Raw genomic sequence first — 21,267 nt, 5'->3', positions numbered from 1 at the left:
TTCTCCTTGCTTCAGTGAATGCGGGGGGTAGGCTCACGCGGGCAACGGCCCGGGCGCGGCGTTCGCGGCCTGCTCGGGAATCGGCTTGCGCACCAGCAGCAGATAGGCGATCGCACCCGCGAACGCGATCGCCGCGGCGGTCAGCAGCGCCGGCACGAACGACCATTTCTGCGCAATGATGCCCGTCAGGATCGGCGCAAGCGCACCGCCGACGAAGCCGCCGAAATTCTGGATCGCGCCGAGCGACGCGACGCGGCTCGGCGGCGCGGCCGCCGTCGCGAGCGCCCACGAGCAGGCCGACGCCGCGTTCGCGAGAAAGATCACGACCGAGATGCAGGCGAGCGCCACCGTGTTGCTCTGCACGAGCGCGGCCGGGATCGTGAAGACGACCATCCCGAGCATCGCGACCACCACCGCATTGCGCCGGCTCACGACCGGCGAGCGGCTGCGGCGCGTAATCAGGTCCGACACCCAGCCGGCCACCAGCGAGCCGACGAACCCGCACAGGAACGGCACCGACGCGGCGAAGCCCGTCCGGATCAGGCTCATGTGGCGTTCCATCGTCAGGTAGCCCGGCAGCCAGGTCAGGTAGACCCAGTTCAGGTACACGGATCCGAAGTAACCGATCAGCATCCCCCAGGTCGTGCCGTGCGAGAACAGGCTGCGCCATTCGACGAACGTCAGTTTCGGTGTCGCGGCCACGCTTTGCGCGTCGGCATCGAGGTAGTTGCGCTCGGCGGCGGACAGTTGCGCGCGCACCGGATCGCGATAGAGCGCGAACCAGACGACGGCGACGACGAGGCCGAGCGCCCCCGTCGCGATGAACGCCCAGCGCCAGTGGAACGACGCGACGAGGATCGACAGCAGCAACGGCGCGAGCGCGGTGCCGAGCGGCGACGCGGCGTTGAAGATCCCGGTCGGCGTGCCGCGCGCGCGCAGCGGAAACCAGTTGCTCACCACCCGCGCGGCCGACGGGAATTGCGGCGCCTCGCCGATGCCGAGCACGATGCGCGCGACGATGAACCAGCCGAAAGTCGACACGATGCCGCCCGCCGCCTGCGCGAACGACCAGACGATCAACCCGACGCCGAGCAGCCGGCGCGGCCCGATGCGGTCGACGAGCCCGCCGACCGGAAACTGGCACAGCGCATAGCTCCACGAGAAGGCCGACAGCAGCAGCCCCATCTGCGCGAGCGACAAGCCGAGATCGCCGCGGATCGCCGCGCTCGCGACGGCCAGCGTGCCGCGATCGAGGTAGTTGACGATGCCGCTCGCCATCAACAGCGCGAGCGCGATGCGTTGCCCGCGCCGGATACGCGGCGGTGCGGGCGGGACGGTCGGGGTTTCGTTCATTGCGGTTGTCTCCATGTCACTGGTATCGGCCGGTTCCGGCCTGTCCGTCTGATGCGGCATTCAGGGTTCGAGGCGCGCCACTTCCTCGCGCGTCGGAATCGAGGTCTGCGCGCCGTGGCGCGTCACGCTGATCGCGGCGGCGCGCTGGCCGAAGCCGATCGCGTCGTCCATCGACGCGCCGCCCGCGCGGGCGGCCGCGAACCCGCCGACGAACGTGTCGCCGGCCGCGGTCGTATCGACGGCGGCCACCGTCATCGCCCGCAGGCGGCCGTTACCGGCGCCGCCGCGCCAGCAGACGCCGCGCGCGCCGAGCGTCACCAGCACGTTGCCGACGCCCTTCGCGCACAGCGCATCGGCGGCGCGCACGGCCGATGCGTCGTCGCCGACGGCGATGCCGGTCAGCGATTCGGCTTCGGTTTCGTTGACGACGAGGTAGTCGACCCGTGCCAGCAGCGCGTCGAACAGCGGCTGCGCGGGCGCGGGGTTGAGCAGCACCGGCGTGTGGTGCGCGGATGCACAGGCAATGGCGCGCGCGACGGCGGCAACCGGCACTTCGAGCTGGCAGACGAGCAGCGCGGCCTCGGCGATCGCATCGCGCGCCGCGTCGATCCGGTCGGCATCGAGGCGCGCATTCGCGCCGGGCACGACGACGATGCTGTTCGCGCCGCCCGCGCCGACCGTGATCGTGGCCACCCCGGTCGCCGTGCCGCCGATCCGGCCCAGGTGCGTCACGTCGATGCGTTCGGCCGCCAGCGCATCGTGCAGGCGCGCACCGAACGCGTCGTCGCCGACGCAGCCGATCATCGCGACCGACGCGCCCAGCCGCGCGGCCGCGACCGCCTGGTTCGCCCCCTTGCCGCCATGGACGGTCTGGAAGTCCGTGCCGAGCAGCGTCTCGCCCGGCACCGGCAGGCGCGGCGCGCGCGTCACGAGGTCGATGTTCACGCTGCCGACGACGGCGATGCGCGGTGAAAGGATATCGCTCATTTTGCAATGTAATCGCTTACATTCGCGGCGAACAAAATGGCCGAATCGGCCGTCGTCGATGAAAATCTCACGATATGGATAGAATATGTGTCTGACATAATGCGGAAGCACGCCAAGATAGCGCTTACATTCTCACAGGGTCGAGCGGGAATGCAAGCGGCGCCACCACGAATCGAGGGTAAACAATGACGCATTTGACAACGCGGGGCGCCGTCACTGCCGCCCCACCGGGAGCCGGCCGATGAGCACGCCTCCGTCCCGCGCCGGCGCGCCCCGGGCGCGCCGCGGCAGCGGCCGCTCGGTGCTCGGCGATGTCGCGAAGCTGGCCGGCGTATCGACCGCGACCGTCTCGCGTGTATACAACGATCCCGGCAAGGTATCGGCCGACGTGCAGCAGCGCGTGCGCGACGCGGCGCGCGCGCTGAACTGGATTCCGAATGCGGCGGGCCGCGCGCTCGCGTCCACGCGCACCCACATCACGGGCGCGATCATTCCGACACTCGACGACCAGGTGTTCGCGTCGCAGGTCGCGGGCATGCAGACGGTCATGGCCGAGCACGGCATCACGCTGTTCCTCGGCTGCTCGAATTACGATCCCGCGCAGGCGCTGGCCCAGGTGCGCGCGATGCTGTCGCGCGGCGTGGAGGCCGTGTCGCTGGTCGGCGAAGCGTATCCGCCGGAACTGTTCGAACTCCTTGCGATGCACCGCGTGCCGTACGTCGTCACTTATGCGTATCGCGACGACAGCCCGCACTGCTGCATCGGTTTCGACAACCGCGCGGCATTCGCGCGGCTCACCACCCACCTGCTCGATCTCGGCCATCGCGATTTCGCGATCATCATGCAGCCGTCGACCGACAACGACCGCGTGCAGGCCCGCCTGCGCGGTATTCACGACACGCTCGCCGCGCGCGGGCTCGCGGTGCGCCCCGTCCATCAGCACGAGGGCGCGGCCACGATCGCCTTCGGGCGGGCGAGCCTGCGCGCGATCGCGAACAGCGATGCGGCGACGCGGCCGACAGCTGTGATCTGCGGGAACGACGCGCTCGCGCTGGGCGCGCTGCTCGAGGCGCAGGCGCTCGGCATCGACGTGCCCGCGCAATTGTCGATCACCGGGTTCGACGACGTCGCGCTCGCGCGCGAAATCCAGCCGCCGCTGACGACGATGTGGGTCGACACCGACGCGATCGGGCGCCAGGCCGCACAGGCCTTGCTCGACGCGCTCGAGAACGGCGCGACGGGGCCCGGTCATGCCGTCCTGCCCGAATTGCGTACGCGGGGATCGGCTGCACCACCGGCTCACGCGCGCGCAGCGGAAAAGAAATGAAGCCGTGGCGGGCGGCTTCGGCTGCCCGGCCCGCTCGTCACTGCATCACGTCGACCGGCAGCGTCTTGTCGAGATTGTCGTGCCACGCCTGGATCGTCTTCGGCACGGTTTTCTTCCACGCGGACACGTTCGAGTAATAGCGCATCCGGACGTTGCTCTGCGCGTCGAACACGAGCAGCCCGATCCACAGATCGTTGCCGCGGCGCATCACGATCGCGGCGTTCGTCGTCGCGATGCCGCGCACCCAGTACGACGTCACGTGCGCGTTCAGCCCGTCGAGATCCTTTTCGTCGGTGCTGTAATTGGCGGTGTCGACGAGCGTCTGGTAATCGGCGCCGAGCAGCTTGTGCGCGGTCGCGTTCTGCGTCGGGTCGGCGACGACCTCGAGGCTTAGCAGGTCGGCCGCCGGCGCGGCCTGGAACTGCGACGCAGTCAAGTACTCGCCGCCGTAGAAGACACCCATGCCGGCCCCGCAGTCGGAATCCGCGCCGTGTTGCGTGATGCCGACGCGTCCGCCCTTCCGTTCGAACTCGAGCCGGCACTTGTCCTTGCGGTAGGTGCCGACGTCGCCGTGCAGCACGATGTCGCCGTCGAGCCCGCCCGTATTCGCGCCATTGTTGCCGGCCAGCTCGAAATGCAGTCGCGGCGGCGTGCCGGTGAACGTCAGCACGCCACCGAACGACGGGTTGGCGCTCTTCATGTACCACGTCTGCTGCCAGCGATCGGCGGCCAGCGGCCTGCCGTTCAGGCTCGCGAGCCGTTCGCGGTAGCGGTCGCCGAGGCACGATTCGTCGGCGCCGCACCGGTCGCGCTGCTTGAGCCACTTCATCTGCGCGGCCTTCAGCGCGGCCGTGTCGCCGCCTTTCGCGAGTGCCTGCTTCCACGCCGCCGCGAGGTCGCCGTCGAGCTTCGACAGCGCGGCATCCGCGCAGATCGTCTTCTCGGTTGGCGAAGCGGCCTTCGCGCAGTCGAAGCCGGCCGCGTGCGCGGCGGCCGGCAACAGCGTCAGCAGCGCGGCCGCCGCGACGGATCGCACACTGATGTGCAATGCATCGCCGGCGGAAATCGCGGTTTTCCCGCGAGCATTCGATCGGTTCTGGAGGATCATCGGCTTGGATCGTCGCTGGATCGCGCGCCTGTAGAAGCTACCTGCACGCGGCATTCGAGGTAAAAACGCCCGGCCCGGCATGGAGCGCATGCCGTTGCTCGCCGAAGCCTAACCCGAATGCGCGACGCCGATCAATCGACGTTCGATGTCGGCGCAACCGTCGCGGCGGCCTCGCTGCATTGCATGATGCCGTCGCACAATGCGGCTTCCGCGGCGGCATCGACCGACAGGATCGATGCGCACGCAACGATCAGTTCGAGCCCGCGGCTCGCATGGTGCCCCTTCACAGGCCGCACGGCGTGATCGCGTTGTGGCGCCTGCCGGCCTTCCCGATCCGCGGGCCGACGCAATACGGCGGTCAGCCGTCGAACGGCACCAGCTCGTAACTCGTGCTCCGGCCGCCGGACGACGAGCGTTGCAGCACGCCCCGCTCGACGAGTTCAGTGATGTCACGCAGCGCCGTATCCTGCGAGCACTTCGCGAGCGCCGCCCACTTGGTGCTCGTCAACTTCCCCTCGAAGCCGTCGAGCAGGCGATTCATGACCTTGGCCTGACGCTCGTTCATCGCGACGCCGGCACATCGTTGCCAGAAGCGCGCCTTGACCAGAACGGCATCGAGCGTCGCATGCGCGTGATCGATGGCCCGGCCGAGCGCGGTCAGGAACCACGCGAGCCATTCCGTGACATCGAGCGAACCGCGCTGCGTACGCTCCAGCACGTCGTAATACGCATTGCGCTCGCGCTGGATTTGCGCCGACAGGCTATAGAAGCGTTGCGGACTGCGGTCGGCACGCGCCAGGACCAGATCCCCGAGCGCACGTGCAATGCGGCCGTTGCCGTCGTCGAACGGATGGAGCGTGACGAACCACAGGTGGGCCAGGCCGGCCCGGATCAGCAGGGGCTCGACCGGCGCGGCATTGAGCCAGGCGAGAAAGCGCCCGGTTTCGTCGGCGAGGCGCGCGGCGGGCGGCGCCTCGAAATGCACGCGCTGCCGGCCGATCGGCCCGGACACGACCTGCATCGGCCCGGTCGCATCCGTGCGCCAGCCACCGACCGTGATCCGCGACATCCCCGAGTAGCCGGTCGGGAACAGCGCCGCATGCCACCCGAACAGACGGGCTTCGGTGACCGGCGCCGCCGCATGGGTGGTCGCGTCGAGCACCATGTCGACGACGCCCTCGACGTGGCGGTCGACCGGCGCCAGCGCGCCGATATCGACGCCGAGCCGACGCGCGATCGACGACCGCACCGATGCCACGTTCAGGCTTTCGCCCTCGATCGCGCTGGTCTTGACGACGTCCTCCGTCAGCGCGGCCAGGCTGGCCTCGTCGCGCAGCGCCAGGCCGACGTCCGCCAGCCGCCCGGCCAGCATGCCTTGCGCACGGCTGACGTCGGCGAGTGGCGTTGCCAGTGCAGGCAGGTCGAAGCGCCATGCGGGCCAGTCGGCCGACGCCCAGATGAAGGTGTAATCTCCGCTCATGATGCGGAGATTATCCCACCGATTCACCGCACGGTTCAATATTCTCTGCAAATCTTGCGGAGAATAAAGCCTCCATTCCCCGCAAACCGGCCCGCTACCGTGCCCGGCCCGCCCCGCCCTTCGCCGCGGGCGCAGCCTCCCCGAGCCGTTCCGCGAGAAACCCGATGAACGTGCGCAGCGTGACGAATCCCTCCCGATGCTGCGGGAACACCGCGTTGAGCGTGATCGGCGACGGCGCATACGCGTCGAGCACCGGCACGAGCGCGCCGCTGTCGAGCGCCGCGCCGACGATGAAGTGCGGCAGCAGCGCGATGCCGAGCCCCGCGATCGCCGCGTCGCGCACCACTTCGCCGTTGTTCGCGACGAGCGGCCCCTGCACGTCGAACGTGCGCGCCGCGCCGTCGACGCGGAATTCCCAGCCGATGCGCCGCTCGCGCCCGTACAGCAGGCACGTGTGGCCGGCGAGATCCGCCGGCGTCTGCGGCGTGCCCTGCCGCTTCAGATAGGCGGGGCTCGCGCACGCGACCATCCGCCACGCGCCCAGCGGGCGGGCGATCAACGTCGAATCCTCGAGCGAGCCGATCCGCAGCACGAGATCGAAGCCCTCGCCGATCAGGTCGACGCGCCGGTCGGTCAGGTCGAGGTTCAGCCGCACGGCCGGGTGCGCGGACAGGAACTCGGCGATCAGCGGCGACACGTGCGTGATCCCGAACGACAGCGGCGCGCTGATTTTCAGCGACCCGTGCAACTCGGTGCTGCGCACCGACATCGCCTGCTCGGCGTCGGCGATTTCCGCGAGGATCCGCTGCGCGCGCGCATAGAACTCCTGCCCCGATTCGGTCACCGCGAGGTTGCGCGTGTTCCGGTGCAACAGCCGCACGCCGAGCGACGCCTCCAGCGCCATCGTGCGCCGGCTGACGAACTGCTTGGACAGCATCAGTTGATCGGCCGCCGCCGTGAAGCTGCCCGCATCGACCGTCGCGACGAAGATCCTCAGGTCGTTGATTTCCATATTGTCCACTCCATAGCGACAGTCATTATCTCTACAGCCATTTATTTGTCAAATCGATTGACCTAAGATTCACCTCAACGAACGGCCGGTCCCACTTCCGAGGTCCGGCGTCTTGAGGAACAAAAATCATGATCGAAATCCGTGCAGCAAACCAACGTGGCCGTGCGGAGCATGGCTGGCTCAGCTCCCGTCATTCGTTTTCGTTCGCGAATTACTACGATCCGAAGCAAGTCGGCTTCTCCGACCTGCTGGTGATCAATGACGACCGCGTCGCGCCGGGCCGCGGCTTCGGCACGCACCCGCACCGCGACATGGAGATCCTGTCGTACGTGCTCGACGGCGCGCTGGAACACAAGGACTCGATGGGTACCGGCTCGGTGATCGTGCCGGGCGACGTGCAGCTGATGAGCGCGGGCACGGGCGTGCGCCACAGCGAGTTCAACCACTCGCCGGAACTGCCGGTCCACTTCCTGCAGATCTGGGTGGGTCCGGCCGAGAAGGGTGCCGAGCCGCGCTATCAGCAGACGAATGTCACCGCAGACGACAAGCGCGGCAAGCTCGCCCTCGTCGTATCGCCGAACGGCGACGCCGGTTCGCTGAAGATCCGGCAGGACACGCGGATTTACGCGGGCTTGTTCGACGGCGCCGAACGCGCGACGCTGGAACTGGCGCCGGACCGCTTTGCGTACGTGCACGTGGCACGCGGCAGCGTGTCGGTCAATGGCGTGACGCTCGGCGAAGGCGACGGCGTACGCATCCGCGACGAACGGACGCTGACGTTCGCCGACGGGAAGGATGCCGAAGTGCTGGTGTTCGACCTGCGTCCGGTCGAAGTAACGGCCGAGTGGGCATAAAGCCCGTTCGGGAAACCGGGCCCCGCTGAACGCGGGGCCCTTTTAATCGGAGATTCGCAACATGGCCAAGGTACTCGTTCTTTATTACTCGTCCTACGGGCACGTCGAAACGATGGCGCAGCACATCGCGGAAGGCGCGAAATCGGTGCCCGGCGTCGAGGTCACGCTCAAGCGCGTGCCGGAAACGATTCCCGTCGACCAGGCCCGGGCGATCGGCGTGAAGGTCGACCAGGCTGCGCCGGTCGCGACCGTGGACGAACTCCCCGGCTACGATGCGATCATCTTCGGCACGCCGACCCGTTTCGGCAACATGGCCGGCCAGATGCGCACGTTCCTCGACCAGACCGGCGGCCTGTGGATGAAGGGCGCGCTCGTCGGCAAGATCGGCAGCGTGTTCGCGTCGACCGGCACGCAGCACGGCGGCCAGGAAACGACGATCACGTCGTTCCACACGACGCTCCTGCACCACGGGATGGTGATCGTGGGCGTGCCGTATGCGTGCAGCGGCCTCGTCAACATGAACGAAATCACCGGCGGCACGCCGTACGGCGCCACCACGCTCGCGGGCGCGGACGGCAGCCGCCAGCCGAGCGCGAACGAGCTCGACATCGCGCGCTATCAAGGCAAGCACGTCGCGGAACTCGCCAGCAAGCTCGCGTCGTAACAGGCCGCCTTCGCGGCCCCGCACACGCGCACACGGCGCCGGTCGACCCGGCGCCGTGTGCGCTGTGCCCAGGCCCGGCCGTTGTTACTGGCCCGACGCCGGAGCAGCGGGCGCCGCCTTCGTCGCGGGCGCCTTCTGCGCGGCGTTCTGCGGGTAGTTGCTCTGGTCGTTGGTCAGCCGGTAGCCGCTGCCCGTGCCGATCGCCTTCAGGTCCGACGCGTGACGCGCCCGGGCGGCCTTGCGGGCCGCCTTCTTCTGCGCCTTGTCGATCTGCTTCTGCGTCGGCGCGGACGCCGGATCCTGCGCGTATGCCGCCGGCGCGGCTGCCAACAGCAGACCGAACGACGCCGTTACTGCCACTGCCACCGAAACCACGCGAGACTTCTTCATGGCCGGACCTCCTTGTCGATTGTTGATTGTGGATAGAACACCGGCGCGCACACGACCGCTTGCGACAACGGCGCCGATGCAACGTTAGCCGAACAGTATGTACTTGTCCTTGTGCGTTCCTGAATTCTCCCGATAACGGCAACGATACGTGGGCACCGCGTACGCCGTCGTTCCGGCGCGTCGCCCGCGCCATCAGGGAAACCGATAACCCGGCCTGGCCCGGCCGGCGCTCAGATCCAGCGCGACAGCACCGGCAGCAGGACCGGCACGACGAAGGCGGTGAGCACGCCGTTCAATCCCATCCCGAGCCCGGCGAACGCGCCGGCCTCCTCGCTGACCTGGAACGCGCGCGCGGTGCCGATCCCGTGCGACGCGACGCCGAGCGCGAACCCGCGCACGGCCGGTTCGTCGACGCGCAGGGCGTTGAGGATCCCGCGCGCGCACACGGCCCCGAAGATCCCGGTCGAGATCACGAGCACGGCGGTGAGCGACGGAATCCCGCCGATTTCCGCCGCGACGGCCATCGCGATCGGCGTCGTCGCCGATTTCGGCGCGAGCGACGCGATCGTCTGGTGCGACGCCCCGAACAGCGCCGCGATGCCGACCGCCGACACGATCGCGGTCAGCGAGCCCGCGAGCAGGCCGACCAGCAGCGGCACCGCGGCGCGGCGCAGCTTCGACCACTGGCGGTACAGCGGCAACGCGAGCGCGACGGTCGCGGGGCCGAGCAGGAAGTGGACGAACTGCGCGCCTTCGAAATACGTCGGGTACGGCGTGTGCGTGATCGTCAGCAGCACGACGATCAGCGCAACCGCGATCAGCACCGGGTTCGCGAGCGGGTTGAAGCGCGCCCGCGCATAGACGGCCTGCGCGAACAGATACGCGATCAGCGTGATGGTCAGGCCCAGCAGCGGGCTCGCGGCGAGATAGACCCAGATCGCGCCGAGTTTCGGGAAGGCCGTCATTGCGTGCCCTCCACCGCATCGCCCGCGCGCCGCTGGCGCCGCAGCAGCGCACGCGTGACGAGCGCCGTCACGGCGATCGCGAGCGTGGTGCTGACGGCCAGCGCGACGACGACCGCGAGCGCATCGCCGCGCACGCGGTCGGCCGACACCATGATGCCGACGCCGGCCGGCACGAACAGCAGCGACAGGTGGCGCAACAGCTCGAGCGCGGTTGGCTCGATCGTGTCGGCCACCTGCGGGCGCAGCATCACGAAGCCGAACAGCAGCAGCATGCCGATCACGGGGCCCGGCACCGGCAGGCCGAACAGGTAGGACACGCCTTCCCCGAGACACTGGAAGGTCAGCAAGACCGCGAACGCCTGCAGCATGAAACGCTTCTCCCGAACGGGGCCGCGCTGTCGTACGGCCGCGCGACCGATGGCCGGCGGCTTGCGGCGCCGGCGTGGACGATACGCGCGATCGTACCAACAATGCCCGCGGCGCGGGGCCTCGCGGGCGCCGGGGCCAACGATGCGGGTGGTCACGGGCACGCCGTGAAGCACCACGCGAAGCCGACGATGCGGCGCGATTCGCGCCGGAGCTCGTGCTGCCGAACCGGGACGAAAAATCGCGGGCGATCGGGGCGTGCGGGTTGCAGGCCGACACGTTCGCCCGGTTCACGCGCCGCACGCAACAAAGGCGGGCATGCGCCCGCCTCGTCGTCATGCGCACTCGCGCTGCCCCGCCTCACGGGCAGCGCGAGTGCGAACCCGTCGCTTACTTCAGTCGCGTCGCGAGTTCATTCGCCATCGCCTTCGTCGCGGCCTTCGTCGGCGCGTCGCCGGCCAGCGCGTTCAGCAAACCGAAATCATGGATCGTGCCGTCGTAGCGCGTGGTCGTCGCATCGACGCCGGCCGCGTCGAGCTTGCGGCCGTACGCTTCGCCCTCGTCACGCAGCACGTCGAACTGCGCGACCTGGATCAGCGCGGGCGGCAGGCCCTTCAACTGCGCGGTGCTTGCGCGCAGCGGCGACGCGTAGATCTCGTTGCGTTGCGCTTCGTTCTTCGTATAGGCATCCCAGAACCACTTCATCATCGGCCGCGTCAGGAAGTGCCCTTGCTGATACGCGTTGTACGAACCCGTGTTGAAGTTGTGGTCCGTGACCGGCCACATCAGCCCCTGGAAGCGGATCGCGGGGCCCCCCTTGTCCTTCGCCATCAGCGCCACCACGGCCGCCATGTTTCCGCCGACGCTGTTGCCGACCACCGCGAGGCGGCTGCCGTCGACGCCGATCTCCGCGCCGTGCGCGGCCACCCACTTCGTCGCCGCATACGCCTGGTTGATCGCGACCGGGTAATGCGCTTCCGGCGACGGCGTGTAGTTCACGAACACCGCGACGGCCCCCGATTGCACGACGAGATCGCGAACGAGGCGTTCATGCGTCGGAAAATCGCCGAGCACCCAGCCGCCGCCGTGAATGAACACGAACACCGGCAGCGTGCCCGTCGCGCCTTGCGGGCGGACGATCGTGACCGGTACGGACAGGCCGTCCTGTTCGATCGTGCGGTTCGACACGTCGATCCCCGACAGGTCGACCTTCGTGCCGTTCTGCGCGTCGACCAGCACCTGGCGCGCCTTCGCGGGGCTCAGCGTTTCGAGGCCCGGGCCCTTCTGGCCGTTCAGCGCGGCGAGGAAAGTGCTCGTCGTCGCATCGGGGCGGACGGTATCGGCACCGGCGGCGAATGCGGTGGTCGAGGCGGACAGTACTGCGGCGACGGCGGCAGCGATCAGCAGCGGCTTGACGATCTTCATGATGGTGTTCCTTGGCTTCAGGCGTAAATGACGATGGATGATTCGCAGTGCGACTGATCAGGCAAGCGTGAGCGTGACGTCGATGTTGCCGCGCGTCGCGTTCGAATACGGGCACACGAGGTGCGCGCGGTCGATCAGCGTTTGCGCGATGTCGCGATCGAGGCCCGGCAGCGAGATCGTCAGTTCGACTTCGATGCCGAAGCCGTTCGGGATCGCGCCGATGCCGACGCTGCCTTCGATGGAAGCGTCCGCGGGCATCGCGATCTTGTCGCGGGCCGCGACGAACTTCATCGCGCCGATGAAGCACGCGCTGTAGCCGGCGGCGAACAGTTGCTCGGGGTTCGCGCCTGCGCCGCCCGCGCCGCCGAGCTCGCGCGGCGTGGTCAGTTTCAGGTCGAGGTTGCTCTCGGGCACCGTGGCACGGCCGTCACGGCCACCGGTGGCTTTTGCATGGGCGCGGTACAGCACTTTTTCGATCGACATGACAGACTCCTTTTCAGCAAATGAATGAAACAGCCTTCGAACCGGGGACCGCGTGCCGACAGCCGTGCTGCTCGCATCGCACTTGTTTATCTACTCATAGATAGACAAACATCCCCAAAAAATGCAGATGGTCAAGCCATCTGCGCCAGAACTCTATCTACCTATAGATAGACAGTGAGATTCAATAAAAAGGCGGCGAACCGCCTCACTGCATGCGCGCTCCGTCAGGACCGTTTTTTCCAGACGGCCTCGACATCTTCGAGGCGCGCCCGTGTGTGAAACAGCCGGCTGGCCAGCACACTGCCCTGGAACGCCGCGTACAACGTGCGCGCGGCCGTCTCGGGCTCGCCGCTGAACTGCAGCGTGCCTTCCCGCGCACCCTGCTTCAACAATTCCGCCAGCCAGCTTTCGTTGGCCTTGAAGAACGCCTGCACCGCCTGCCGCACATTCTCCGGCAACGTTTCGATGTCGGCCGCGAGCATTCCGCACAGGCAGATCAGGTTGCCGTCGCCGAGCGTCCGGCCGAACATCTTCGTGTACAGGCTCAGCTTCACGTCGGCCGGCAACGCCGGATCGATCGCCCGCATGGCCGAGAGGACTTCGTCGCTATACGCCGCCACCGCTTCCAGCACGAGGTCGTCCTTCGACGGGAAGTAGTAGTGGATGCTCGACGTCTTCACGCCCACCAGGTCGGACAGGTCTCGATAGCTGAAGCCGTTGTAACCGCGCAGCATCATCAGCGTGGTCGCATGGTCGAGAATCTGTTCGCGGACGGTCGGTTTCGTTTCCATGGAGCGAACTTTATCTACTCATAGATAGACAGTCAAGAACTTTTTTAAGGGCGCAATGCGTAGTGCACCGAACGCCTTGTCCGTGCTCGCCGGCCAATGGCCGCGGGATGCCCGCATCCGGTTCGGTGCAGCGCATTGCGCCCGAACCGGGCGGGCGTCAAGCCTGATCCGCGATCCTCACTGCGGCTTCAACATCCGCTGAATGATCGTCCGCAACATCGCCCGGTGCGCGCGCGGCTTGAACCCCGGCTCGAACACCACGCGCCCGACCGCGCCTTCCGCGAGCGCGAGCAGCCATGTCGCGACAAGATCGGGCTTCAGGCTTGCGTCGATCTTCCCTTGCGCCACACCGCGCTTGATCAGCGCGACCATCCGCCCTTTCACCTGCGCCTCGTTCGCCGCGAACAGCGCGGCGACATCCGGATTGCGCGTCGCCTCCGCCGCGGTCTCGACGCAGATGCGCGCATAGACGGGATCGCTCGACAGTTCCATCAACGTCAGTGCGATCTCCTCGATCGCGGCCAGCGCGTCGTCGGCGTCCGCGTACCGCGCGAACAGTTCGGCCATCTCGCGCTGGTCGTCCTGCGCGACTGCCTCGATGATCGCCGCCTTCGTCGGGAAATAGTGGAACAGGTTGCCGGGGCTCATGCCGGCTGCCTTGCAGATCGCGGCCGTGGACGTCGCATGGAAACCGTCGCGCGCAAAACAGTCGATCGCGGCATCCAGGATCTGGCGCCGCTTCGCTTCCACTCTTTCAGGATCGATCTTTCTCAACAGGCACTCCGTACTCGACGATGACTCGAATCTTTATTAGACTGATTAATCGATCTATTATCGTGGCGACGTCCTGCAGGCGTCAAGGCAGCGTGCCCACGCACATGCCGCCTGCGACATCCGCTCACACCACTGCACCGAGGGCCTCTTGAAACGAATCGTCATTGCCGGCATCGCGCTCGCCCTGTTCGTGCTCGTCGCGGCCGGTGCCCTCGTGCTGCGCGGCCTCGCCGACTTCGAGCTGAAGAGCGCGAACGTGTCGTCGCTCACTTTCCACACCAACGGCGCCGACCTCGTCGGCACGCTCGCGCTGCCGGCCCATGCGCCCGGCGCGCCGATCGTACTGCTCGTGCACGGTGACGGGCCGCGCACCCGCTTCTCCGACGACGCGATGCTGCCGCTCGTCAACAGCCTGCTCGACGCCGGCATCGGCGTGTTCGCATGGGACAAGCAAGGCACCGGCCGCAGCGGCGGCGACTGGCTCGCGCAATCGATGCAGGATCGTGCGAACGAAACGCTCGCCGCGATGGCGCGCGTGCGCGCCGTCGTCGGCCCCGCGCACAAGATCGGCCTGCTCGGCTTCTCGCAAGGCGGCTGGGTCGTGCCGCGCGTCGCGAATGCGGTGCGACCGGCGTTCTCGGTGATCGTCGGCGGCGCCGTCAGCTGGCGCCGGCAAGGCACCTACCTGACGCGGCAGCAGCTCCAGGCAACGGGCCTGCAGCCGGATCGAATCGATGCGACACTGGCCGCCGAGCGACGCGACAACGACGAAATCTTCGGCCGGACGGACATACCCGCCGATCCGCACCGGCGCCCCGACATCGAGCCGCGCCGCTTCGGCTTCATCGCACGCAATTACCTGGAGGATTCGTCGCAGGCGCTCGCGACGATGCAGGGGCCCGTGCTGGCCGTGTGGGGCGCGCAGGACCGCAATGTCGATCCGGTCGACGAGGCGAATGCCTACACGCATGCCTTCGCGAACCGGCCCGACCGGCGCGTGGTGGTCGTGCCCGGTGCGACGCATGGGTTGCTGCGCGCCGGCTGGTTCGACTACCAGCTCGAGTCCGACTGGCCGACGTGGAAGACATGGCTGTACATGGCGCTCGGCCGCCATGCGTATGCGCCCGGCACGCTCGCCCCGATCGAGGCGTGGATCCGGTCGCAGTGAACACGTGTGCAGTACCGCGGCGCAGCGAAGGCGCCGCACCTGAAACAGGCAATACGGCCGCGCCGGCAGGCGTGGCCGCATCAAGGAGAGGTTTCAATGTTTTCGTGGTTTGAACGGCGCCTGCCGACTTTCCCGCTCGAAGATCCCGTCACGCCGCCGAGGGGATTCTTCTCGTTCGTCTGGGCGTGCACGAAAGGCGCGCGCAGCTGGATCCTGCTGATCGCGTTGACGTCGGCCGCGCTGGCCGCGTACGAAGCCGCGCTGTTCGCGATGATGGGCCGCGTGGTCGACTGGCTCGCGTCCGCGACGCCGGCGGATTTCGGCGGCCGGCACTTCGGCACGCTCACCGGTTTCGCGGCGATCCTCGCCGGCAGCGCATTGCTGATCGCGCTGCATACGATGGTCAAGCACCAGGTGCTCGCGATCAACTTCCCGATGCGGCTGCGCTGGCTGTTTCACCGGCTGATGCTCGACCAGAGCCTGTCGTTCTACGCGAACGAATTCGCGGGCCGCGTGACGACCAAGATCATGCAGACCGCGCTCGCGGTGCGCGATGCGCTGTTCATGTCGGTCGACGTCGTGATCGGCGTCGCCGCGTACCTGATCGGCATCCTCGCGCTCGCGGCCAGCTTCGACTGGCGGCTGATGATCCCGCTCGCGCTGTGGGCGCTCGGCTACGGCGCGGCATGCGCGTTCTTCGTGCCGCGCCTGGGCGCCGTCGGCAGCCGCCAGGCCGATGCGCGCGCGCTGATGACGGGCCGCATCACCGACGCGTATTCGAACATCACGACCGTGAAGCTGTTCTCGCACACGCGGCGGGAAGCCGACCACGCGCGGCGCGCGATGGAAGCGTTCAAGGCGACCGGCGACGCGCAGATGCGCCTCGTCAGCGCGTTCGAGATCGTCAATCACCTGCTGTCGACGCTGCTGCTGGTCGGCTCGACCGGCCTCGCGCTGTATCTGTGGATGCACGGCGAGGCGAGCGCGGGCGTCGTCGCGGCGGTGATCGCGATGGCGCTGCGCCTGTCGAGTTATTCGCACTGGATCATGTGGGAAATGACCGAGCTGTTCGAGAACGTCGGCACGATCCAGGACGGCATCAATACGCTGACGAAGGTGCGCAGCGTGGTCGACGCGCCCGATGCGAAGCCGCTCGCGGTGCAGCGCGGCGGGATCGTGTTCGACAACGTGCAGTTCGCGCACGAGGACAACGACCGTGCCGTGTTCGACGGGTTGAACCTGACGATCCGGCCCGGCGAGCGGATCGGCCTGATCGGCCGCTCGGGTGCCGGCAAGTCGACGCTCGTGAACCTGCTGCTGCGCTTCTACGACGTGGGCGGCGGCACGATCCGGATCGACGGGCAGGACATCGCGCACGTCACGCAGGACAGCCTGCGCGGCGCGATCGGGATGGTCACGCAGGATACGTCGCTGCTGCACCGGACGATGCGCGAGAACATCCTGTACGGGCGCCCCGACGCCACCGAGCGCGAGATGCACGATGCGGCCGTGCGCGCGGAGGCGTCCGAATTCATCGACCGACTGCGCGACCGCCACGGCCGCAGCGGCTACGACGTCGAGGTCGGCGAACGCGGCGTGAAGCTGTCGGGCGGCCAGCGGCAGCGCGTCGCGATCGCGCGCGTGATGCTCAAGGACGCGCCGATCCTCGTGCTCGACGAAGCGACCAGCGCGCTCGATTCCGAGGTCGAAGTCGCGATCCAGCGCAGCCTCGACGGCCTGATGAGCGGCAAGACGGTGATCGCGATCGCGCACCGGCTGTCGACCATCGCGGCGATGGACCGGCTGATCGTGCTCGACGAAGGGCGCATCGTCGAGGAAGGCACGCACCAGCAACTGCTGCAGGCCGGCGGCATCTATGCGGCGCTGTGGGCGCACCAGAGCGGCGGGTTCCTCGGCGAAACGGCGGAGGTGGAGAAGGCGGAGCAGTAGGCGGGACCGCTGTGGCAACATGGCGCACGGCGATCGCCGGCCGGTTCGGCCACGGTCGCATTCCCGCCGGCGGGATACCAGCCCCCGGCTTCCCGTCGCCCGACGCAGATCCAAGGAGCCCCGCATGACCACGCGACCGGATATCGCCACCGCGCTCGACGCGCCCGATGCGGTGCTCGAGGAAGACGAGCAGCGATTCGTGCAGCGGATTCGTCAGCACGGGTGGTTCCGCACGGAAGTGTTCGCGGAAGGGGACGCACCCGGGTTTTCTTTCACGACCGGGCTGTGGGTCAACCACGGTTTTCCGGAACTCATCGTGTTCTCGATGCCGGCGCGCATCGTCCATGACGTGCTGTGGGACATCTACCGGATGGTCGCAGCCGGCACGCCGCCGCCGGTCGGCGAGGTCACGGATTCCGTCTTCGGCAACGCAAACGCGCTGCTGATGCCGGTCGAGAAGACGCACTACGAAGCCCATCTCGGCTGGAACCGCTGGTTCTACGGCAACGACGCGTTCCCGTGCGTCCAGTTGCTGTGGCCCGACCGCGACGGAGTTTTCCCGTGGCAGCCGGAAGCGGACGACGCGTTGAACGCCGCGCAGCCGCGCCTGTTCGGAGCCGGCAACCAACACCACTGACCCGCGCGCAGGATCGCGCGCACAGTGAACGCCCTGCAGCCGACGTCGCGATGCAGCGCGCGCGATGCACATGTGTGCATCGTTCATCCAGCGTATGACGCATAACGTCCCCATGCACCGGCCGCCGGCCGGTTGCGCGCGCATCCATCTCCGCGCCGCCTCATAACGATCCGACAATTTATTGGTTCCCTCGACGATGTGCTGTCCGTATCGTTCACCGACTCGTCAGACCAATCGACCAACGGGGAATCCAACAATGAAACCAGTCCGTTCATTCGCACTGCTCGCGCTGCCGGCCGCGCTCTTCGCCGCCGGCGCCCACGCGCAAAGCAGCGTCACGCTGTACGGCATCGCCGATGCGGGCATCGCCTATGTCCACAACGCGCAGAACGCGAACGGCAGCAACGCGTCGAGCCTCGTCAAGTTCAGCAGCGGCAACCTGTCGGGCAGCCGCTGGGGGCTGCGCGGCACCGAGGATCTCGGCGGCGGCCTGGCCGCGCTGTTCCAGCTCGAAAACGGCTTCAACATCGGCACGGGCGCACTCGGCCAGGGCGGACGCGAATTCGGCCGCAAGGCCGTCGTCGGCCTCGCAAGCAGCACGTACGGTACCGTCACGCTCGGCCGCCAGTACGATCCGGTCGTCGACCTCGTGCAGGGCCTCACGCAGGACAACTACTTCGGCGGCGTGTTCGCGACGCCGGGCGACCTCGACAACTACGACAACAGCCTGCGCGTCAGCAACTCGGTGAAATACACGAGCCCGCTGATCTCGGGCTTCCAGTTCGAGGGCCTGTACGGCTTCGGCGGCGTCGCGGGCGCCACCGGCAGCGGCCGTACGTACAGCTTCGGCGCAAGCTACGCGAACGGCCCGCTGTCGCTCGGCGCCGGCTTCTTCTACGCGAACGGCGGCTCCTCGGTCGCGAACGGCGTGCGCACGTGGTCGAGCAGCTCGGACACGCTGTTCAACACCGTGATCAACCAGGGCTTCTCGAGCGCGAAGTCGATCCAGATCGTGCGTGTGGCCGGCCAGTACGTGGCCGGGCCCGCCACCTTCGGCCTCGCGTATTCGAATACGCAGTACGGCGCGGACACGCTGTCGGCGTTCAGCCAGAACGCGAAGTTCAACAACGGCTCCGCGTTCTTCAACTGGCAGTTCTCGCCGGCGCTGCGCGCGGGTGTCGGCTACAACTACACGTCGCTGACGGGCCCGTCTTCCGCGCACTACAACCAGGTCAACCTCGGCGCGGACTACGCGCTGTCGAAGCGCACCGACCTGTATGCGCTGTTCGGCTACCAGAAGGCGAGCGGCAACACGCTCAACGCGAACGGTGCGGTCGTGAAGGCCGCCGCGTCGGTCGGCTCGTACGGCGTGAACTCCGGCACCGATACGCAGGAACTCGCGATCGTCGGGATTCGCCACAAGTTCTGATCGCGTCGCCGCCAGGCGACGACAGCGACGGACGACAGCCGGCAGGCGCGCACCGCGGTGCGCGCCTGCGGCGTTTACACTGTCCGCGTTCATGTTCCGCACGACACAAGGAGGCCGGCATGCTGACCGTATGGGGGCGCCGCAATGCATTCAACGTCCAGAAGGTGATGTGGCTCGTCGACGAGCTCGCGCTTGAGCATCGGCACGTGCCGGCCGGCGGGCAGTTCGGCGTGCTCGACACGCCCGGTTTTCTCGCGATGAACCCGCACGGGCGCGTGCCCGTGATCGACGACGGCGGCACGGTCGTCTGGGAATCGCACAGCATCCTGCGCTACCTCGCCGCGCGTTACGGGCGCCCCGGTTTCTGGCGCGACGATCCGGCCGAACAGTCGCGCGCCGACCGCTGGATGGACTGGTCGCAAACCACGCTGCAGCCGACGTTCCTGAACGGCGTGTTCCGGGGCTTCTACCGGACGCCGCCCGAGCAGCGCGACACGGCGCGCGTCGAGCAAAGCATCGCGCAGTGCGCGCAATACTTCCGGACGCTCGATGCGGTGCTGGCCGGGCAACCGTTTCTCGCGGGCGACACGCTCACGCTCGCCGACATCGCGGCCGGCACGCATCTGTATCGTTATTTCGAGCTCGACATCGCCCGGCCGGACCTGCCGCACGTGCAAGCGTGGTACGAACGGCTGAAAGCGCGGCCCGCGTATCGCACGCACGTGATGATTCCGTTCGACGACCTGCGCGGCAAGCTCGACTGAGCGGGCGCCGCGCCAACGGCGGGGCGGCTTGTTGGATGGTTGTAAGAACAACGGTGTAGGGTGCCGACCTGTACGCCCGCCGGATTCGCATGCGTCGTCGCGACCAGGATCGTCGCCAGGCGGGTCATCGCTGACCAACCACGCAGGCAACGTGATGAGCGCTCAGGACGTCCCGGTCGACTTCGCTTCTCGGCAGGACACGGCGGCAGCCGTCCATCGAAACGCCGGCCTCGACGCGTTGCGCGCGTGCCTGACGTTGCTGGTGGTCTTTCACCACTGCGCGATCACGTACGGCGCGCTCGGCGGGTGGTACTACCACGAGGTGGCTGCCCGCCCGTCCGTGGAATCCGCACTGCTGACGCTCTTCTGCGCGATCAACCAGGCCTTTTTCATGGGCCTGTTCTTTTTCCTGGCCGGCTATTACACGTCGCCATCCATCGATCGAAAGGGCGCCGCCCGTTTCCTCGCCGACCGGTTCATCAGGCTCGGCCTGCCTCTGCTGGTGTACGGCTTCGTGATCGGCCCGGCAACGATCGCCCTGGCGCAATCGGGCGGAGGCCACCCGTTCGCGGATACGCTGGGTCGCCTGTGGCGGAAAGGCACGTTCGAGAACGGCCCGATGTGGTTCGCCGAGGCGCTGCTGATGTTCAGCGCAGCTGCAGCACTCTGGCACATCGCCTTCCGGCGCACCGTGGCGCGCGATACGAACCGCCCCGACCGGAACCCCTTTCCGTCCGACAGGACGTTGGCCGCCGCGGCGTTGCTCACGGGTATCGCGGCACTGGCGTTGCGGTCCCGATGGCCGGTAGGTATCAACGTATGGGGGCTACAGCTCGGCTACTTCGCGAGCTACGTCGTGTTGTACGCAGCCGGGTACCGGACCGCGCGCGTGCACTGGATCGAGCATCTGCCGGCACGGCAGGTCAGACTGTGGTGGCGCATCGCACTGCTGGCACTCCCTGTCCTGCCGGTCGCTTACCTGCTCGCCAAGCACGTTCCTGCATTGCGCGGCCACCCGCAGGAGGTGATCTACGCATTCTGGGAGCCGCTGGTCGCGTGGGGAACGAGCCTGTTTCTTGCCAGCCGTTTCCAGCGGCGCTTCGATCGACTGACGGGCGCATGGCAGTCGCTGTCCCGGCGCGCGTACACGATCTACATCATCCATCCCCCGGTGCTGGTGGGTATCGCCCTCGTATGGCGAACCGTGCCGGTGTCCCCGTTCCTGAAATTCGCCGTGACCGGCGGTGTCGCTTGCGTCACGTGCTACCTGATTGCCGGCCTCCTGCTCCGGGTGCCGAGACTCGCGTCGATCCTGTAAGCGCCCCCATGCCTGACGCAGC

Annotated in this window: 22 protein-coding genes; 9 read left to right on the top strand and 13 right to left on the bottom strand. The window is 67.7% G+C overall.

All coding sequences use genetic code 11. From position 1 onward, the window contains the following. Positions 1-33: 33 nt before the first annotated feature. Together ABY44_RS24700 and rbsK are read right to left on the bottom strand one after the other, a co-directional pair. Complete coding sequence (locus ABY44_RS24700; protein WP_027792147.1) at positions 34-1,353, bottom strand: MFS transporter; 1,320 nt, start codon at positions 1,351-1,353, stop codon at positions 34-36. Positions 1,354-1,413: 60 nt separating this feature from the next. Beyond that, positions 1,414-2,340, bottom strand: a complete 927-nt coding sequence (gene rbsK, locus ABY44_RS24695; protein ID WP_060085848.1) for a ribokinase — start codon at positions 2,338-2,340, stop codon at positions 1,414-1,416. A gap of 241 nt (positions 2,341-2,581) precedes the next feature. Between rbsK and ABY44_RS24690 the strand changes: the two genes are divergently transcribed. Then, a complete protein-coding gene (locus ABY44_RS24690; protein ID WP_060170104.1) occupies positions 2,582-3,667 on the top strand; it encodes a LacI family DNA-binding transcriptional regulator in 1,086 nt (361 codons plus the stop codon). Between the two features lie 37 nt (positions 3,668-3,704). Here ABY44_RS24690 and ABY44_RS24685 read toward each other — a convergent pair whose 3' ends face one another. From ABY44_RS24685 to ABY44_RS24670, 4 genes are all read right to left on the bottom strand, one after another. Further along, the gene (locus ABY44_RS24685; RefSeq protein ID WP_081072717.1) at positions 3,705-4,775 is read right to left on the bottom strand and encodes a lysozyme inhibitor LprI family protein; all 1,071 of its coding nucleotides are present in this window, start codon (positions 4,773-4,775) and stop codon (positions 3,705-3,707) included. Between the two features lie 131 nt (positions 4,776-4,906). Then, complete coding sequence (locus ABY44_RS24680) at positions 4,907-5,071, bottom strand: hypothetical protein (protein WP_155637824.1); 165 nt, start codon at positions 5,069-5,071, stop codon at positions 4,907-4,909. Positions 5,072-5,133: 62 nt separating this feature from the next. Beyond that, the gene (locus tag ABY44_RS24675) at positions 5,134-6,255 is read right to left on the bottom strand and encodes a Fic family protein (protein WP_196486122.1); all 1,122 of its coding nucleotides are present in this window, start codon (positions 6,253-6,255) and stop codon (positions 5,134-5,136) included. 94 nt (positions 6,256-6,349) lie between these two features. After that, on the bottom strand, positions 6,350-7,267 hold the full coding sequence (locus ABY44_RS24670; protein WP_021160675.1) for a LysR family transcriptional regulator: 918 nt from the start codon (positions 7,265-7,267) through the stop codon (positions 6,350-6,352). 128 nt (positions 7,268-7,395) lie between these two features. Between ABY44_RS24670 and ABY44_RS24665 the strand changes: the two genes are divergently transcribed. Next, a complete protein-coding gene (locus tag ABY44_RS24665; RefSeq protein ID WP_021160676.1) occupies positions 7,396-8,121 on the top strand; it encodes a pirin family protein in 726 nt (241 codons plus the stop codon). A gap of 61 nt (positions 8,122-8,182) precedes the next feature. Continuing rightward, a complete protein-coding gene (gene wrbA / locus ABY44_RS24660) occupies positions 8,183-8,785 on the top strand; it encodes an NAD(P)H:quinone oxidoreductase (protein WP_027792153.1) in 603 nt (200 codons plus the stop codon). 84 nt (positions 8,786-8,869) lie between these two features. Here the strand turns inward: wrbA and ABY44_RS24655 are convergent, their stop codons facing one another. From ABY44_RS24655 to ABY44_RS24625, 7 genes are all read right to left on the bottom strand, one after another. Next, positions 8,870-9,175, bottom strand: coding sequence for a hypothetical protein (locus ABY44_RS24655; RefSeq protein WP_027792154.1), 306 nt, complete (start codon positions 9,173-9,175; stop codon positions 8,870-8,872). Between the two features lie 230 nt (positions 9,176-9,405). Then, a complete protein-coding gene (locus tag ABY44_RS24650) occupies positions 9,406-10,140 on the bottom strand; it encodes an LrgB family protein (protein ID WP_048028849.1) in 735 nt (244 codons plus the stop codon). After that, the gene (locus tag ABY44_RS24645) at positions 10,137-10,508 is read right to left on the bottom strand and encodes a CidA/LrgA family protein (protein ID WP_027792156.1); all 372 of its coding nucleotides are present in this window, start codon (positions 10,506-10,508) and stop codon (positions 10,137-10,139) included. The genes ABY44_RS24650 and ABY44_RS24645 overlap by 4 nt, the downstream gene beginning before the upstream one ends. A gap of 388 nt (positions 10,509-10,896) precedes the next feature. Beyond that, positions 10,897-11,931, bottom strand: a complete 1,035-nt coding sequence (locus tag ABY44_RS24640; RefSeq protein WP_060170102.1) for an alpha/beta hydrolase — start codon at positions 11,929-11,931, stop codon at positions 10,897-10,899. Positions 11,932-11,988: 57 nt separating this feature from the next. Further along, positions 11,989-12,414: an organic hydroperoxide resistance protein gene (locus tag ABY44_RS24635; protein ID WP_021160683.1), complete on the bottom strand. Its 426-nt coding sequence runs from the start codon at positions 12,412-12,414 to the stop codon at positions 11,989-11,991. Positions 12,415-12,638: 224 nt separating this feature from the next. After that, complete coding sequence (locus tag ABY44_RS24630) at positions 12,639-13,205, bottom strand: TetR/AcrR family transcriptional regulator (RefSeq protein ID WP_027792159.1); 567 nt, start codon at positions 13,203-13,205, stop codon at positions 12,639-12,641. 177 nt (positions 13,206-13,382) lie between these two features. Continuing rightward, positions 13,383-13,979 (bottom strand): TetR/AcrR family transcriptional regulator, encoded by a 597-nt coding sequence (locus ABY44_RS24625; protein ID WP_059693653.1) that lies wholly within the window; start codon positions 13,977-13,979, stop codon positions 13,383-13,385. A gap of 148 nt (positions 13,980-14,127) precedes the next feature. Here ABY44_RS24625 and ABY44_RS24620 point away from each other — a divergent pair, with 148 nt between their 5' ends. The 6 genes from ABY44_RS24620 (at position 14,128) to ABY44_RS24595 (ending at position 21,245) form a co-directional block, all read left to right on the top strand. Beyond that, a complete protein-coding gene (locus tag ABY44_RS24620; protein WP_060170100.1) occupies positions 14,128-15,147 on the top strand; it encodes an alpha/beta hydrolase family protein in 1,020 nt (339 codons plus the stop codon). A 96-nt stretch (positions 15,148-15,243) separates the two neighbouring features. Next, positions 15,244-17,097 carry an ABC transporter ATP-binding protein gene (locus tag ABY44_RS24615; RefSeq protein WP_060170098.1) on the top strand — a complete coding sequence of 618 codons (1,854 nt, stop codon included), beginning with the start codon at positions 15,244-15,246 and terminating at the stop codon, positions 17,095-17,097. A 124-nt stretch (positions 17,098-17,221) separates the two neighbouring features. Beyond that, positions 17,222-17,734: a DUF4262 domain-containing protein gene (locus ABY44_RS24610; protein ID WP_060170095.1), complete on the top strand. Its 513-nt coding sequence runs from the start codon at positions 17,222-17,224 to the stop codon at positions 17,732-17,734. 256 nt (positions 17,735-17,990) lie between these two features. Beyond that, complete coding sequence (locus ABY44_RS24605) at positions 17,991-19,163, top strand: porin (RefSeq protein ID WP_060170094.1); 1,173 nt, start codon at positions 17,991-17,993, stop codon at positions 19,161-19,163. A gap of 119 nt (positions 19,164-19,282) precedes the next feature. After that, entirely contained in the window at positions 19,283-19,927 is a 645-nt protein-coding gene (locus ABY44_RS24600) for a glutathione S-transferase family protein (RefSeq protein ID WP_060170091.1), read from the top strand. A gap of 154 nt (positions 19,928-20,081) precedes the next feature. Beyond that, the gene (locus ABY44_RS24595) at positions 20,082-21,245 is read left to right on the top strand and encodes an acyltransferase family protein (RefSeq protein ID WP_196487964.1); all 1,164 of its coding nucleotides are present in this window, start codon (positions 20,082-20,084) and stop codon (positions 21,243-21,245) included. Positions 21,246-21,267 lie beyond the last annotated feature (22 nt).

It is taken from the genome of Burkholderia sp. ZZQ-2 (assembly GCF_050768715.1).
Classification (GTDB): domain Bacteria; phylum Pseudomonadota; class Gammaproteobacteria; order Burkholderiales; family Burkholderiaceae; genus Burkholderia; species Burkholderia cepacia.
The sequence above is the reverse complement of the archived record's forward strand: the minus strand, read 5'-3'. Positions and strand labels throughout refer to the sequence as shown.

Excerpts from the sequence above, each read along its gene's own strand:
- ABY44_RS24605 (WP_060170094.1), top strand. The coding sequence starts at position 17,991 with ATGAAACCAGTCCGTTCATTCGCACTGCTCGCGCTGCCGGCCGCGCTC.
- ABY44_RS24610 (WP_060170095.1), top strand. The coding sequence starts at position 17,222 with ATGACCACGCGACCGGATATCGCCACCGCGCTCGACGCGCCCGATGCG.
- ABY44_RS24600 (WP_060170091.1), top strand. The coding sequence starts at position 19,283 with ATGCTGACCGTATGGGGGCGCCGCAATGCATTCAACGTCCAGAAGGTG.
- ABY44_RS24675 (WP_196486122.1), bottom strand. The coding sequence starts at position 6,255 with ATGAGCGGAGATTACACCTTCATCTGGGCGTCGGCCGACTGGCCCGCA.
- ABY44_RS24630 (WP_027792159.1), bottom strand. The coding sequence starts at position 13,205 with ATGGAAACGAAACCGACCGTCCGCGAACAGATTCTCGACCATGCGACC.
- wrbA (WP_027792153.1), top strand. The coding sequence starts at position 8,183 with ATGGCCAAGGTACTCGTTCTTTATTACTCGTCCTACGGGCACGTCGAA.
- ABY44_RS24685 (WP_081072717.1), bottom strand. The coding sequence starts at position 4,775 with ATGATCCTCCAGAACCGATCGAATGCTCGCGGGAAAACCGCGATTTCC.
- ABY44_RS24650 (WP_048028849.1), bottom strand. The coding sequence starts at position 10,140 with ATGACGGCCTTCCCGAAACTCGGCGCGATCTGGGTCTATCTCGCCGCG.
- ABY44_RS24670 (WP_021160675.1), bottom strand. The coding sequence starts at position 7,267 with ATGGAAATCAACGACCTGAGGATCTTCGTCGCGACGGTCGATGCGGGC.
- ABY44_RS24690 (WP_060170104.1), top strand. The coding sequence starts at position 2,582 with ATGAGCACGCCTCCGTCCCGCGCCGGCGCGCCCCGGGCGCGCCGCGGC.
- ABY44_RS24655 (WP_027792154.1), bottom strand. The coding sequence starts at position 9,175 with ATGAAGAAGTCTCGCGTGGTTTCGGTGGCAGTGGCAGTAACGGCGTCG.
- ABY44_RS24665 (WP_021160676.1), top strand. The coding sequence starts at position 7,396 with ATGATCGAAATCCGTGCAGCAAACCAACGTGGCCGTGCGGAGCATGGC.
- ABY44_RS24595 (WP_196487964.1), top strand. The coding sequence starts at position 20,082 with ATGAGCGCTCAGGACGTCCCGGTCGACTTCGCTTCTCGGCAGGACACG.
- ABY44_RS24635 (WP_021160683.1), bottom strand. The coding sequence starts at position 12,414 with ATGTCGATCGAAAAAGTGCTGTACCGCGCCCATGCAAAAGCCACCGGT.
- ABY44_RS24645 (WP_027792156.1), bottom strand. The coding sequence starts at position 10,508 with ATGCTGCAGGCGTTCGCGGTCTTGCTGACCTTCCAGTGTCTCGGGGAA.
- rbsK (WP_060085848.1), bottom strand. The coding sequence starts at position 2,340 with ATGAGCGATATCCTTTCACCGCGCATCGCCGTCGTCGGCAGCGTGAAC.
- ABY44_RS24640 (WP_060170102.1), bottom strand. The coding sequence starts at position 11,931 with ATGAAGATCGTCAAGCCGCTGCTGATCGCTGCCGCCGTCGCCGCAGTA.
- ABY44_RS24615 (WP_060170098.1), top strand. The coding sequence starts at position 15,244 with ATGTTTTCGTGGTTTGAACGGCGCCTGCCGACTTTCCCGCTCGAAGAT.
- ABY44_RS24700 (WP_027792147.1), bottom strand. The coding sequence starts at position 1,353 with ATGAACGAAACCCCGACCGTCCCGCCCGCACCGCCGCGTATCCGGCGC.